Annotated in this window: 12 protein-coding genes; 9 read left to right on the top strand and 3 right to left on the bottom strand. The window is 48.2% G+C overall.

The window, feature by feature from the left end; translation table 11 throughout:
- Positions 1-6: 6 nt before the first annotated feature.
- The gene (locus DW896_RS20125) at positions 7-1,812 is read right to left on the bottom strand and encodes a mechanosensitive ion channel family protein (protein ID WP_005830910.1); all 1,806 of its coding nucleotides are present in this window, start codon (positions 1,810-1,812) and stop codon (positions 7-9) included.
- Positions 1,813-1,980: 168 nt separating this feature from the next.
- Between DW896_RS20125 and DW896_RS20120 the strand changes: the two genes are divergently transcribed.
- The 5 genes from DW896_RS20120 to DW896_RS20100 all read left to right on the top strand — a co-directional run bounded on the left by DW896_RS20120 (position 1,981) and on the right by DW896_RS20100 (position 8,400).
- Positions 1,981-2,961 carry a calcium/sodium antiporter gene (locus tag DW896_RS20120; protein WP_050756856.1) on the top strand — a complete coding sequence of 327 codons (981 nt, stop codon included), beginning with the start codon at positions 1,981-1,983 and terminating at the stop codon, positions 2,959-2,961.
- Positions 2,962-3,111: 150 nt separating this feature from the next.
- Positions 3,112-4,248 (top strand): hypothetical protein, encoded by a 1,137-nt coding sequence (locus DW896_RS20115; RefSeq protein WP_005830912.1) that lies wholly within the window; start codon positions 3,112-3,114, stop codon positions 4,246-4,248.
- A 117-nt stretch (positions 4,249-4,365) separates the two neighbouring features.
- Positions 4,366-6,300 (top strand): DNA topoisomerase IV subunit B, encoded by a 1,935-nt coding sequence (locus tag DW896_RS20110; protein WP_005834312.1) that lies wholly within the window; start codon positions 4,366-4,368, stop codon positions 6,298-6,300.
- Positions 6,297-6,755, top strand: a complete 459-nt coding sequence (coaD, locus tag DW896_RS20105) for a pantetheine-phosphate adenylyltransferase (RefSeq protein WP_005830918.1) — start codon at positions 6,297-6,299, stop codon at positions 6,753-6,755. Before DW896_RS20110 ends, coaD begins: the two co-directional genes overlap by 4 nt.
- A gap of 31 nt (positions 6,756-6,786) precedes the next feature.
- Complete coding sequence (locus DW896_RS20100; RefSeq protein WP_034529349.1) at positions 6,787-8,400, top strand: S41 family peptidase; 1,614 nt, start codon at positions 6,787-6,789, stop codon at positions 8,398-8,400.
- Positions 8,401-8,482: 82 nt separating this feature from the next.
- Here DW896_RS20100 and DW896_RS20095 read toward each other — a convergent pair whose 3' ends face one another.
- Entirely contained in the window at positions 8,483-9,085 is a 603-nt protein-coding gene (locus DW896_RS20095; protein WP_005830921.1) for a phosphatase PAP2 family protein, read from the bottom strand.
- Between the two features lie 105 nt (positions 9,086-9,190).
- Here DW896_RS20095 and DW896_RS20090 point away from each other — a divergent pair, with 105 nt between their 5' ends.
- From DW896_RS20090 to DW896_RS20075, 4 genes are all read left to right on the top strand, one after another.
- Positions 9,191-10,093 carry an AraC family transcriptional regulator gene (locus DW896_RS20090; RefSeq protein WP_005834304.1) on the top strand — a complete coding sequence of 301 codons (903 nt, stop codon included), beginning with the start codon at positions 9,191-9,193 and terminating at the stop codon, positions 10,091-10,093.
- A 162-nt stretch (positions 10,094-10,255) separates the two neighbouring features.
- Entirely contained in the window at positions 10,256-10,954 is a 699-nt protein-coding gene (locus DW896_RS20085; RefSeq protein WP_005830923.1) for a succinate dehydrogenase/fumarate reductase cytochrome b subunit, read from the top strand.
- A gap of 36 nt (positions 10,955-10,990) precedes the next feature.
- Positions 10,991-12,937, top strand: a complete 1,947-nt coding sequence (locus tag DW896_RS20080; protein ID WP_005834301.1) for a fumarate reductase/succinate dehydrogenase flavoprotein subunit — start codon at positions 10,991-10,993, stop codon at positions 12,935-12,937.
- A gap of 33 nt (positions 12,938-12,970) precedes the next feature.
- Positions 12,971-13,726, top strand: a complete 756-nt coding sequence (locus DW896_RS20075) for a succinate dehydrogenase/fumarate reductase iron-sulfur subunit (RefSeq protein ID WP_005830925.1) — start codon at positions 12,971-12,973, stop codon at positions 13,724-13,726.
- Between the two features lie 138 nt (positions 13,727-13,864).
- Here the strand turns inward: DW896_RS20075 and DW896_RS20070 are convergent, their stop codons facing one another.
- Entirely contained in the window at positions 13,865-14,728 is an 864-nt protein-coding gene (locus DW896_RS20070) for a helix-turn-helix transcriptional regulator (RefSeq protein ID WP_005834297.1), read from the bottom strand.
- Between the last annotated feature and the right edge of the window lie 174 nt (positions 14,729-14,902).

Below are 14,902 nucleotides of genomic sequence, written 5' to 3'. Positions count from 1 at the left end.
GCTCCCTTACTGCTTTTTCTCCCGTAAGTCATCCTTGGGTATGGTCGTCTCACTGCCGTCACGCGTAGCTATGTAGTGAGGAGACATGATTTCGATGCCTGCTTCGTTGAAGGCATCCTGGATATTCTGATGCAAATCAGAGTAAATCTGGCTAAGGCTGTTGGCATCCCTGATATAGGCATTCACTTGATAAACCGGATAATAATCCTGAAGGGAAGTCTCCAATACAAACGGACGGGGATCATCTATCACTCCAGGAGTATTCAATGCAGCCTCTATCAACAGCTGATGTGTCTTCCGCCACGGAACATCGTAGCCAATACTGACCTCCGAATGGATAATCAATCCATACTCACGGGCAGACTGGCTGTAATTGACCGTATGGGAAGACATGATGAAAGAGTTCGGAATGGTCACCACCTCATTCTTCGGAGTACGGATGCGGGTGACGAGCGGTGTTTTCTCAATGATGTTGCCCGTAGTATCGTTCAGCTTGATGCGGTCACCCAGCTTGAAAGGCCGCATGTAGGTTATGACCAGTCCTGCAATGATATTGCCGATAACCGTACTGGAACCGAGCGAAACAATCAAGCCGACAAACACGGAGATTCCCTGGAAGACTCCCGACTTGGAACCCGGCAGATAAGGGTAAATCATGGCAATCATAAACGCATAAAGCAAGAAGCGCACAATATGATAGGTAGGAATGGCCCAATCCGGATAGAAGCCGTTTATCTTCAGCCGTTCAGCCTGCACCTCATTGGCAAGATAACGCACCAGTCTGACCAGATACTTCACCGCATAGCATATCACAAAGATAGTGAACAGATTGGGTATATAGTCGGCTATTCCATTCAAGATGACCTTTATAGGATTCCAGATGTAGGAGAATAATGTATAAGCCAAGCTCTTGGTCTGAGGGAAAATGGAGAATAATAACGGAACCGTCAGCAGCAACTGCAACAGCATGACTACATAACGCACCAGGTTGGCAACAAACACCAGCAGGTTGACCTGCTTCTGCGTATCCAGCAATTCATAATCCTGAATAGAGATCGGTTTCAGCTTGGTATCCTTCAGCTTCTGAATGCGTAGTTTGAGTTTTCTGAACAGCCAGTTGGTAAACTTGAACAAGAAGAACTGTCCCACAAGCACCAGGATAAAGTACAAGATACGCTTACCCAACTGCCACAAGCTATGCTCCTTCTGCATGGCTTTCAGTTTGTCCACCACGACATGCCTCTTGCTGGCGGCCAGCTGGTCGCGGGTACAGTTTTCCCACAAAGCATCCTGATCGGTAAAGGAAATGATGACCTTTTCGCCATACATCAAGTCTGTAACAATATCCGTACTCTCTAAATAAACAGAGTCCGGACGCAGATTGAAACGCGTGCCCAATGCTTCGATGACGTTGCTTACATCTTTGGCTCGCTGTTGGGGCGTATGCCCTCCACGCTTGGCATACAGATAGAACAAAGTGTCCTTCTCCACCACCACCGGAATACCCGGTGTCACCGTCCGCAACGAATCAATGCGTTGTTTCTGCAATGCCAGCTTCACCGAATCGGCCGCATAGCCCGCCAACTTCATCTGCTCCATTTCCATCCGCAGGTTCGCCTCATTCAGCCGGGCTGTTTCCAACTCCTGCCGGACAAGCGACAACTGAATCGAATCGGAGTCAGTCCTTGCCACTGTGACACTCCCCACACTATCCTCACCTAAAACACTGAGCACTTTATCTACCAACTGAGCTGACACTCCGTCTGCCAGCATCAACAGCCAACAAAGACAGAAAGCACGGATAACCTTCATATATAAACTTCTTGATTTGATTCTTTAATTATGCAAATATACCCAATAAATGCTTCAAACATACGGAATGTTTTTAACTTCCTATCCTAATCAACATAACTTTTTCATGCAAACATGAAAGTTCTGTATCCGGTTTGCATTATCTTTGTACTCAAAATTGACATACCTATGGATATATTGTTTCTTGTCGGAGGACTGCTCCTCATTCTTCTGGGTGCCAATGGCTTGACAGACGGTGCCGCATCCGTTGCCAAACGTTTCCATATACCGTCCATCGTCATCGGGCTTACCATTGTCGCCTTCGGTACTTCCGCACCGGAACTCACCGTCAGCATATCCTCTGCCCTAAAAGGCAGTGCAGACATTGCCATCGGCAATGTGGTGGGAAGCAATACGTTCAATACCCTGATGATTGTGGGTTGTACGGCCCTTTTTGCCCCGATAGCCATTACCCGTAACACACTGAAACGCGAAATACCCCTTTGCATCCTTTCATCCTTCGCCCTGCTGATTTGTGCCAACGACGTCTTACTGGACAGCAGTGGGGAGAACATACTCAGCATCACCGACGGCCTATTGCTGCTATGCTTCTTTACCATTTTTCTGAGTTATACTTTTGCCATTGCAAAAAGGGATGGAAGTATGAAGGAACCGGAAAAGGAGCACTTACAGGAAGAAGACGAAATCAGGCTGTTACCCGCGTGGAAATCCGCCCTATACATTCTCGGCGGACTTGCCGGCCTCATCATCGGAGGTAATTTCTTTGTAGACGGTGCCAGCGGCATAGCCCGCGGATTGGGTGTCAGCGAATCCATCATCGGTCTCACGCTCGTAGCAGGCGGCACTTCATTACCCGAACTCGCCACCTCCATCGTAGCCGCCTTGAAGAAAAACCCCGAAATAGCCATCGGAAACGTCATCGGAAGTAATCTCTTCAATATATTCTTCGTACTGGGTTGTTCGGCCTCCATCACTCCACTGCGTCTGACGGGCATCACCAATTTCGATTTGTGGGTACTCGTAGGGTCCAGCATCCTGCTTTGGCTGTTCGGTATCTTTTTCGGGAAACGCATCATCACCCGGGTGGAAGGAAGCATTCTGATTCTCTGCTACATTGCCTACACAGCGGTACTGATATACAACCTCTAACAGCAAATTTACAAACACCCTACGCGGTATTTTAAAGATTATCACGTATTTTTAAATAAGGCAAGCTGTACCTCGGCATAAAAAATAAGCAAGCTTATTTTGTTCTGCTCTCAGTTTGCATTACCTTTGTGGTCTCAATATTGAACAACTATGGCAATTACAATCAAGAAAGTAACCACAAGACGGGAACTGGAGCGCTTTATCCGTTTCAACTACCTGCTATACAAAAACAACCCTTATTCCGTCCCCGACCTTTTCGATGACATGCTCAACACCTTCAACAAGAAGAAAAACGCTGCATTCGAATTTTGTGAAGCCGACTATTTCCTGGCTTATCGGGAAGGTAAAATCGTAGGACGTGTAGCTGCCATCATCAACCACAAGGCAAACCAAACCTGGAACAAAAAGGAAGTCCGCTTCGGCTGGATAGACTTCATCGATGATGCGGAAGTCTCCGATGCCCTGATTCGCACCGTGGAAGAATGGGGAAAAGAACGGGGAATGACACATATACAAGGCCCGCTGGGATTCACAGATTTCGATGCCGAAGGTATGCTCATCGAAGGATTCGACCAGCTCAGCACCATGGCCACCATTTATAACTATCCCTACTATCCGCAACATCTGGAACGCATGGGCTTTGAGAAGGATGCCGATTGGGTGGAGTACAAAATCTACATTCCCGACGCCATACCCGACAAGCACAAGCGCATCTCCGACCTCATCCAGCGCAAGTATAACCTCAAGGTAAAGAAATACACATCTGCCAAGAAGATTGCCCAAGACTACGGTCAGGCCATCTTCGAACTGATGAACGAAGCCTATCAGCCACTCTATGGCTATTCTGCACTGAGCCAACGGCAGATTGACCAATACGTCAAGATGTACCTGCCCATCCTCGACCTACGCATGGTGACATTGATTACCGATGCCGATGACCAGCTGCTTGCCGTAGGCATTTCCATGCCGTCACTCGCCGAAGCGTTGCAAAAAGCCCACGGGCGCCTGCTTCCTATGGGTTGGTATCACCTGGCCAAGACCATCTTCTTGAAGAAATATCCCAAGATGCTCGATTTGCTGCTGGTTGCCGTGAAACCGGAGTATCAGAACAAGGGGGTAAATGCATTGTTGTTCTCCGACCTTATCCCCGTCTATCAGCAACTTGGTTTCGAGTATGCCGAGAGTAATCCGGAGCTGGAGCTGAACGGCAAGGTGCAAGCGCAGTGGGAGTACTTCAAGACGGAACAGCATAAACGGAGAAGATGCTTTGTGAAAGGAATAAAATAAGTTCTAAATCCAGAATATAAGCTTGTCAGAAGTCCATAAAAGACATTATTTTTTTGCGAACCCCCGAATTTCTCATTACCTTTGTCGCAATGCGCAATATGAAGGAATAACGTACTTATGGAAGATAACAACAATATGACCCTGCCGCTGGAAGAAGCAGACAACAATATCACAGAGAGCCCCGTTTCCAGCGTGGAATATACCGACGACAACATCCGCCACCTGGACGACATGGAGCATATCCGTGTCCGTTCCGGTATGTACATAGGCCGTCTGGGCGACGGCTCACAGAACGATGACGGCATCTATGTGTTGCTGAAAGAAGTGATGGACAACAGCATCGACGAGTTCAAGATGGGTGCCGGAAAGCGTATAGAAGTGACTATAGAAGACAGTCTGCGTGTCAGCGTACGCGACTATGGACGAGGCATTCCGCAAGGCAAACTGGTAGAGGCGGTCAGCAAACTGAATACCGGGGGTAAATATGACTCGAAGGCTTTCAAGAAAAGTGTCGGACTGAACGGCGTAGGTATCAAGGCAGTCAATGCGCTGAGCAGCCGCTTCGAAGTACGCAGCTACCGCGACGGCAAGGTACGTATCGCCATCTTTGAAAAAGGAACGCTGTTGAGTGATGTGACCGAAGACTCGACAGAAGAAAGCGGAACCTATATCTTCTTCGAACCGGACGCCACACTCTTCTTGAACTATTCCTTCCAGAACCAGTTCGTAGAAACCCTGCTGCGCAACTACACCTACCTGAATACGGGCCTCACCTTCATTTACAACGGCCAGCGCATCGTTTCCCGCCACGGGCTGGAGGACTTGCTGAAAGACAACATGACCAGCGAAGGCCTTTACGACATCATCCACCTGAAAGGAGAGGACATCGAGATTGCCTTCACACACACCAACCAATACGGCGAAGAGTACTACTCCTTTGTCAACGGGCAACACACCACCCAAGGCGGCACACACCAGACTGCCTTGAAGGAACACATTGCCCGTACCATCAAGGAGTTCTACAACAAGAACCAGGAATATGCCGACATCCGCAACGGACTGGTAGCCGCCATTGCCATCGACGTGGAGGAACCCATGTTCGAGAGCCAGACCAAAACGAAACTGGGCAGCAACAACATGTGGCCTGCCGCGCCGCAGGAACACAAGCCCGCCGGCCCCACGGTGAACAAATACGTAGGAGACTTCATCAAGACGGAAGTGGACAACTACCTCCACAAGAACCCGCTTGTGGCCGAAGTGATGCTGCAAAAGATACAAGACTCCGAGAAAGAGCGCAAAGCCATTGCCGGCGTCACCAAGCTGGCACGCGAACGCGCCAAGAAAGCCAACCTGCACAACCGCAAGCTGCGCGACTGCCGCTACCACTTGAGTGACGGTAAAGGCAAAGACCAGGAAACCGAATCCTGCATCTTCATTACCGAGGGAGACTCCGCCAGCGGTTCCATCACCAAGAGCCGCGACGTGAATACCCAAGCAGTATTCAGCCTGCGTGGTAAACCGCTAAATTCCTACGGACTCACCAAGAAAGTAGTTTATGAAAACGAAGAATTCAACTTGCTTCAAGCAGCCTTGAATATAGAAGACGGCATAGAGACACTGCGCTACAACAAAGTCATCGTAGCTACCGATGCCGATGTGGACGGCATGCACATCCGCCTGCTCATCATCACCTTCTTCCTGCAGTTCTTCCCCGACCTGATAAAGAAAGGGCATGTATATATCCTGCAAACCCCTCTCTTCCGCGTGCGCAACAAAAAGAAGACAAGTTATTGCTATACAGAGGAGGAACGTGTGAAAGCCATTGAAGAACTGGGTCCCAACCCCGAAATCACCCGATTCAAAGGTCTGGGAGAAATCTCGCCCGACGAGTTCAAGCATTTTATCGGCAAGGATATGCGTCTGGAACAAGTGTCCCTGCGCAAGACAGACCTCGTAAAAGAGCTGCTGGAATTCTACATGGGTAAGAATACCATGGAACGACAAAACTTTATTATCAACAACTTGGTTATAGAAGAAGATTTGGCATCATGAGAAGAGCTATCTTTCCGGGAACATTCGACCCGTTTACTATCGGACACTCTTCGGTAGTGAGCCGTGCACTGACTTTTATAGACGAAATCGTCATAGGCATCGGCATCAATGAAAATAAGAATACGTATTTCCCCTTGGAAAAGCGCGAACAAATGATACGAGACTACTACCGGAACGAGCCGCGCATCATTGTGCAGTCCTATGACTGCCTGACTATCGACTTTGCCCGGCAGGTAGATGCCAGTCTGATAATACGCGGCATACGCACCGTGAAGGATTTCGAATACGAGGAAACCATTGCCGACATCAACCGCAAACTGACCGGCATAGAAACCATCCTGCTCTTCACCGAGCCGGAACTTACCTGCGTCAGTTCCACCACCGTGCGCGAACTGCTGCAATACGGCAAGGACATAAGCATGTTCATACCGGAGGGAATGGAGATTAGGGATTAAGGATAAAGGATTAGGGATTAAAATGGAAATGATGAAAAAACTATTTACTATTATAATATGTATATGCGCGGTGACGGCACAAGCGCAAAAGCCGAACAATGAAGCCCTGCGCAAACTGCAAATGGCAGAGTTTGCCATCACCAACCTTTATGTGGACAAGGTGGATGAAGACAAGCTGGTGGAAGAAGCCATCATCAAGATGCTGGCACAACTCGACCCGCACTCCACCTACAACAACGCCGAAGAAGTGAAGAAGATGAACGAGCCGTTGCAAGGCAATTTCGAGGGCATCGGCGTACAGTTTCAGATGATAGAAGATACCCTGCTTGTGATACAACCCGTGAGCAACGGACCTTCCGAGAAGGTGGGCATCCTTGCCGGCGACCGTATCGTAGCCGTCAATGACAGCGCCATTGCCGGAGTAAAAATGAGCACGGAAGATATTATGAGCCGCCTGCGCGGACCGAAAGACTCGGAAGTGAAACTCACCATCGTGCGCCGTGGCGTGGACGACCAGCTGTACTTCACCGTGAAGCGTGACAAAATTCCCATCCTCAGCCTGGACGCATCTTACATGATACAACCCAAAACCGGCTATATCCGTATCAACCGCTTCGGGGCAACCACCGCCGAAGAGTTTGCAGAAGCCCTGAAAAGCCTGCAAAAGAAAGGAATGAAAGACCTCATCCTCGACCTGCAAGGAAATGGAGGAGGGTATCTGAATGCCGCCATCGACCTTGCCAACGAATTTCTGAAGCAAAAAGAACTCATCGTCTACACCGAAGGAAGGGCCGCACGCCGCAGTGATTTCTTTGCCAAAGGTACGGGCAACTTCAAGAACGGCCGTCTCATCATATTGGTGGACGAGTACTCCGCTTCTGCCAGTGAAATCGTGACCGGAGCCATCCAGGACTGGGACAGAGGCGTGGTAGTAGGACGCCGCACCTTCGGCAAGGGATTAGTACAGCGTCCTATCGACCTGCCGGACGGTTCCATGATTCGCCTCACTATCGCCCGCTACTATACTCCTTCGGGCCGTTGTATCCAGAAGCCTTACGACAGCACCGCCAACCTCGACGGCCGCCTAACCGGCGAGAACAGTCAGGATAAGTATAACCAGGAACTGATAGACCGCTTCAATCATGGAGAAATGATTCATGCGGACAGTATCCATTTTGCCGACTCCCTGAAAGCACAGACCAAGCGTATGGGACGTACCGTTTACGGAGGTGGAGGTATCATGCCCGACTTCTTCGTCCCCATCGACACTACCCAGTACACAGACTATCACCGCAACCTCGTAGCCAAAGGCGTGGTTATCAAAGCCACTACCGGCTACATCGAGAAGCACCGGAAGGAGTTGCAGAACAAATACAAGAAATTCGAAGCCTTCAACGAGAAGTTCGAGATAGACGATAACTTCCTTGCCGAAATACGTACGCTTGCCGACAAAGAGAAAATCAAGTTTGACGAGAAACAGTACAACCAATCCCTACCGCTCATCAAGACACAACTTAAAGCCTTGATAGCCCGTGACCTATGGGACATGAACGAATACTTCCAGGTGATGAACAGCACGAACCAGAGCGTGCAGCAAGCTCTAAAAGTGCTGAACGAAGGCATCTACAGCACTATTATCCAATAGCCGACTTGAAACAAACTTAGGCGCGGATTATGCGGATTTAGTTTATCTAACTCCGCGTATTCCGCGTAATTCGCGCCTAAAATCATTCTCCGAACAGCCACTTATTCAGCCACTTGTTGACGTAGATGTTGACCACAGCACATCCAGCACCGATTGCAGCCCCCGCCAACACATCTGACGGATAATGCACTCCCTCGTTCATACGGGAAACTCCCACGGAACAAGCCCACAGGGCAGACGGAGCTATCACATACCATTTAGGATACTTTACACTGAGCGAGGTGGCAAGGGCAAAAGCCGTCGCCGTATGTCCGGAAGGAAAAGACGGGCTGCCTTCATGGCTATATGCATGCACTCTGTCGGGATATTTATCATAAGGACGCTCACGGTCCACCAGATATTTCATTCCATAAGTCACAACAAAAGCCCCCGCTACACTTGTACCTACGTAGACCGCATCTTTCAGCAAACCCTTATCATGTTTTATCCAAGCGGCAACCGCCATCGCCACCGGAACACCGACAGCAACATAGGGCTCCGAACGTGAAATTATCTTATTATAGTTACGGACAAACTTGCCATCCCAACTGTTAACCCGATGCAAAGTGTTAATATCCCAATTCTGTGCCGAAAGACCGGATACAACAAGGCAGATAAAATATACAAAAAAAATAGCCTTTTTCATAAGTCCTTTATATTAGTTTGACGCAAAGATAGGACAAATAGATAGAGTTTTCACAAAAAAATTCTATCTTTGTTGCCACATTTATAATAATTCGCTAATCATTTCATGAGACTGGAAACTTGCTGCAACCGACAGATTGATTGTATGGTATGTCCCCAAAAATCAGAAGGAGTATTGGTTTACCGCCACTACCCCAAGGGACAACATTTCTCTGCTGAAAAGTGCACACAGAACTGCATGATATTTATGCTGAAAGGTGAATTACTTGTAAACAGTGACGAATATCCGGGCACCACTCTCCAAAGCCGCCAGCTCATCTTGCAAGCCATCGGCTCCAAAGTAGAACTCCTGGCTTTGACCGAAGTGGAATATATTGTCTATTGGTTCACCGAGCTTCCTCTGATTTGCGAAGAGCGCTACAAGGAGATACTGAAACGCTCGGAAGCCCCCTTGACTTATACCCCGCTTACCGCGATTTCCATGCTCGAAGGGCTCCTGAAAAGCCTTGCCTGCTACCTCAACGAGCAACCCTATGCGTGCAGCAAATACATTGAAATGAAATGCCAGGAATTGGTATACATATTGACATGCTACTATCCGCTACACCAAATCAGTACATTCTTCTACCCCATCAGCACTTATACGGAAAGCTTCCAATATTTCGTCATGCAGAACTACGACAAGGTGAAGAATGTGGAAGAGTTTGCCCACCTCGGTGGATATACCACCACCACATTCCGCCGTCTGTTTAAAAATATGTATGGGGTCCCGGTCTATGAATGGATTCTGGACAAGAAACGTGAAGGAATTCTGAACGACCTGCAATACACCAAACAACGCATTTCAGTCATCAGCGCCCGCTATGGCTTTGATTCCCTATCCCACTTTGCCCACTTCTGCAAAGACTCTTTCGGAGACACGCCCCGCGCCCTGAGAAAACGTTCGGCAAACGGAGAAAAGATTTCCATTATCTGCAAAGAGCAAGGCAAAGACCAGGAGGACGAGTAAACCTTTTACTTGTCCGTAAACTTCGCATTCTGCCGGATTACGGAATTATTTCTTTAATCGCTTGCTTTATCGCTGGATTTCTCCTATTTTTGCGAAACATTTACAGAAGTATCCTGATAGAACAAATTTTCAAACTATTAAATAACTTAAATTCAATCATTTATGTGGTTAAGTAATTCATCTGTAGGAAGGAAAGTGGTGATGAGCGTTACCGGTATCGCCCTTGTCCTGTTTCTGACATTTCACATGGCGATGAACCTGGTTGCATTAGTCTCGGCTAATGGCTACAACATGGTTTGTGAGTTCCTGGGAGCAAACTGGTACGCATTGGTGGCTACGGTAGGTCTGGCTGCCTTATTCATCATCCACATCATCTACGCTTTCTGGCTGACTATGCAGAACCGTAAGGCACGTGGTAGCGAACGCTATGCCGTTACGGAAAAGCCCAAGACTGTGGAATGGGCTTCTCAGAACATGCTCGTACTGGGTATCATCGTAATCGTGGGTTTGGGCCTGCACCTGGTAAACTTCTGGGCTAAAATGCAGCTTCCCGAGTTGATGCACAACATGGGCATGCATGCCGACACCCTCACGCTGGCATATGCAGCCAACGGTGTCTATCACATTCAAAACACCTTCAGCAATCCGGTATTCGTAGTGCTTTACCTCGTTTGGCTGGGCGCATTGTGGTTCCACCTCACTCACGGTTTCTGGAGCTCCATGCAGTCTTTGGGCTGGAACAACAAAGTATGGATTAACCGTTGGAAATGTATCTCCAACATCTATTCTACTATCGTTGTCCTCTGCTTCGCTCTGGTAGTTGTCGTATTCTTTGCAAAATCATTGTGCGGCGCTTGCTAAATTCAAATTGTAAATGACTAAATTGTAAATTGCATTATGACTAAGATAGATTCTAAAATACCGGAAGGACCGGTGGCTGAGAAATGGACCAATTATAAGGCTCACCAAAAATTAGTAAACCCTGCCAACAAACGTCGTCTGGACATCATCGTAGTAGGAACCGGACTTGCCGGTGCCAGTGCTGCCGCCTCTCTGGGCGAAATGGGTTTCAGAGTATTCAACTTCTGCATCCAGGACTCTCCGCGCCGTGCACACTCCATCGCTGCACAAGGTGGTATCAATGCTGCTAAGAATTACCAAAACGACGGTGACTCTGTATACCGTCTGTTCTACGATACAGTAAAGGGTGGCGACTACCGTGCCCGCGAAGCTAACGTTTACCGTCTGGCTGAAGTATCCAACAATATTATCGACCAATGCGTTGCACAAGGTGTTCCTTTCGCCCGCGAATACGGCGGTACACTGGACAACCGTTCTTTCGGTGGTGCTCAGGTATCCCGTACTTTCTATGCCAAGGGTCAGACCGGACAACAGCTGTTGCTGGGTGCATACTCTGCATTGAGCCGCCAGGTGAACGTAGGCACTGTGAAACTGTATACCCGCTACGAAATGGAAGACGTTGTCCTCATTGACGGACGTGCCCGCGGTATCATTGCAAAGAACCTCGTTACCGGTAAATTGGAACGTTTTGCCGCCCACGCTGTGGTAATCGCTACCGGTGGTTACGGCAATGCCTACTTCCTTTCTACCAATGCAATGGCATGTAACTGCTCTGCAGCAATGGCTTGCTACCGTAAAGGTGCCTGGTTTGCCAACCCTGCTTACGTACAGATTCACCCCACTTGTATCCCGGTTCACGGTGACAAGCAGTCTAAGCTGACTTTGATGTCCGAATCTCTGCGTAACGATGGTCGTATCTGGGTTCCGAAGAAGCTGGAAGATGCCAAGAAACTGCAGGAAGGTACACTGCAAGGAAAAGATATTCCCGAGGAAGACCGCGACTACTACCTGGAACGCCGTTATCCAGCATTCGGTAACCTCGTTCCGCGTGACGTTGCCAGCCGCGCAGCCAAAGAACGCTGCGACAAGGGTTATGGCGTGAACAACACCGGCCTTGCCGTATTCCTTGACTTCTCCGAAGCTATCAACCGTCTGGGTAAAGATGTCGTTGCACAACGTTACGGCAACCTCTTCGATATGTATGAAGAAATCACTGATGTCAGCCCATACGAAAACCCGATGATGATTTATCCGGCTATCCACTATACCATGGGCGGTATCTGGGTTGACTATGAACTGATGACCTCCATCAAGGGTCTGTTCGCTATTGGTGAATGTAACTTCTCCGACCACGGTGCAAACCGCCTCGGTGCTTCTGCGCTGATGCAAGGTCTGGCCGACGGTTACTTCGTATTGCCTTACACTATCCAGAATTACCTGGCCGACCAGATTACAGTTCCCCGTTTCTCTACCGACCTGCCCGAATTTGCAGCTGCAGAAAAGGCTGTTCAGGACAAGATTGACTGGATGATGAATATTAAGGGTAAGAAGTCTGTAGACTCTATCCACAAGGAACTGGGCCACATCATGTGGGAATATGTAGGCATGGGACGTACGGCTGAAGGCTTGAAGGAAGGTCTGAAGAAGCTGAAAGAAGTCCGCAAGGAGTTCGAGAAAGAACTGTTCATCCCGGGCGACAAGGAAGGTATGAATGTAGAACTCGACAAGGCTATCCGTCTGTACGACTTCATCACTATGGGCGAGCTGGTTGCTTACGATGCACTGAACCGTAACGAAAGCTGCGGTGGTCACTTCCGTGAAGAATATCAGACTGAAGAAGGCGAAGCCAAGCGTGACGATGAAAACTACTTCTACGTGGCTTGCTGGGAATATCAGGGTTCTGACGAAAAGGAACCGGTATTGCTGAAAGAGCCGCTGGTTTACGAAGCAATCAAGGTACAGACTCGTAACTACAAGAGCTAATCGGGAAGTTGAACATTTAAAGAATTAAAGAAAATGGATAAAAATATATCATTTACGCTCAAGGTATGGCGCCAGAAGGGTCCGAAAGCAAAAGGCGCTTTTGAAACATACCAAATGAAAGATATCCCGGGCGATACTTCATTCCTCGAAATGCTGGATATCCTGAACGAACAGCTGATTTCTGAAGGTAAAGAACCGGTTGTATTCGACCACGACTGCCGCGAAGGTATCTGCGGTATGTGTTCGCTCTACATCAACGGACATCCCCACGGTCCTGCAACCGGCGCTACGACTTGCCAGATTTATATGCGTCGTTTCAACGACGGCGATACCATCACTGTTGAACCGTGGCGCTCTGCCGGTTTCCCGGTTATCAAGGACTTGATGGTCGACCGTACGGCCTACGACAAGATTATGCAGGCAGGCGGCTACGTCAGCGTACGTACCGGTGCTCCCCAGGATGCCAACGCTATCCTGATTCCGAAGCCCATCGCTGACGAGGCTATGGATGCTGCCAGCTGTATCGGTTGTGGTGCTTGTGTGGCTGCTTGTAAGAACGGTTCTGCTATGCTGTTCGTTTCTGCCAAGGTGAGCCAGCTGAACCTGTTGCCCCAAGGCAAACCGGAAGCATTGCGCCGTGCCAAGGCTATGTTGAGCAAGATGGACGAACTCGGTTTCGGTAACTGTACAAACACTCGTGCGTGCGAAGCTGAATGCCCGAAGAATGTTTCCATCAGCAACATTGCTCGCCTGAACCGCGACTTTATCATTGCGAAACTGAAAGACTAATCCGGTCTTTCTGCAAATAATATAGGATGCGCTTCGGATAAACCTTTTGAGCAAGCTCAGATTTATCACTCAGCTTTCACTATATTTGATTAATATCACAAGAGACTCCTCTGCCGGGAAACCGCCGGAGGAGTTTTTTTATGACATGCCGTTTACTTCAGATAAATTGCCGGCACGCAAGCTACGGGGAGAAGCCCCGAAATTCTTTTTGCAGAAATTGGAAAAATGAGGCAGCGATTCAAAGCCATATTTATAGCAAATCTCTGATATAGAAGCATCCGTATAACGAAGTTCATAAACCACGCTTTCCTTCCTCCGTTCCATCATCCACTCGTACACCGGTTGATGAAAAACAGAATTGAATATACGCCGGAAAGTAGCTACTGTATATCCTCCCAACTGGGCAAGTTCCTCTACCGTCTTGACTTTGGCATGATTCTGCAAGACAAAGTAGTGGAAGGAATTAGTATACTGGGCAAGAGGATGTATCAGCATGGAAAGCTCATAGTCGGAGTAGTAATTTCCAAGAATGAAAGCAAGTTCTTTCCGTTTGAAACAAAGCATTTCCCGGCAAATCTTCTCCTCGGACAAATAGGCCTTGGAACTTTCCAGAAAGAGCTGCAACTCGGGAGTAATGGTCAAAGGATAGAATATCAATGGAGGGGTAACCTCTTTCATAATATGGTTATACCGGTCCTCACAGAAGAATTCAGGCTTACTGAACCGGTAACAAACGCATTCCACATCCGTCATGGCAAGTATTTCGTACTTGGAACCAATAGCTTGAAGGATGAACTCACCTGCATGCAACACAGTTCCCGCATACTCCTTACTGTTGACAAGCACTTCTCCTTTCAGCAGGAAAATTATAATATTTTCCTCACACTTTCGCGCCGGCAGATGGAATCCTCTGAGGTGGGAAGCATATATTATTGCATTGTCCACAGCCTTGGGACATTGAGCGCATTGTTTTTTACCTCTGCAAGCAGAAGAGTTGGGCATCGGCAAGTAGATTTGTTTGTTTGTTGCAGTGACAAAAATAGATAAATAATACTCATAAAAGAAACATTCCCCGAAAACTTTCATAAAGAAGTTTCGGGGAATGAATAAAATAGAAGTAATTCAGTTTTTTAGGCAGTATCCATAATTTTGTGTAAATAGAAACGGGATTCAGTT

Source organism: Bacteroides sp. AM41-16 (assembly GCF_003603495.1).
Taxonomy (GTDB): Bacteria; Bacteroidota; Bacteroidia; order Bacteroidales; family Bacteroidaceae; genus Bacteroides; species Bacteroides uniformis.
This window is presented reverse-complemented; position numbering and strand designations above follow the sequence as displayed.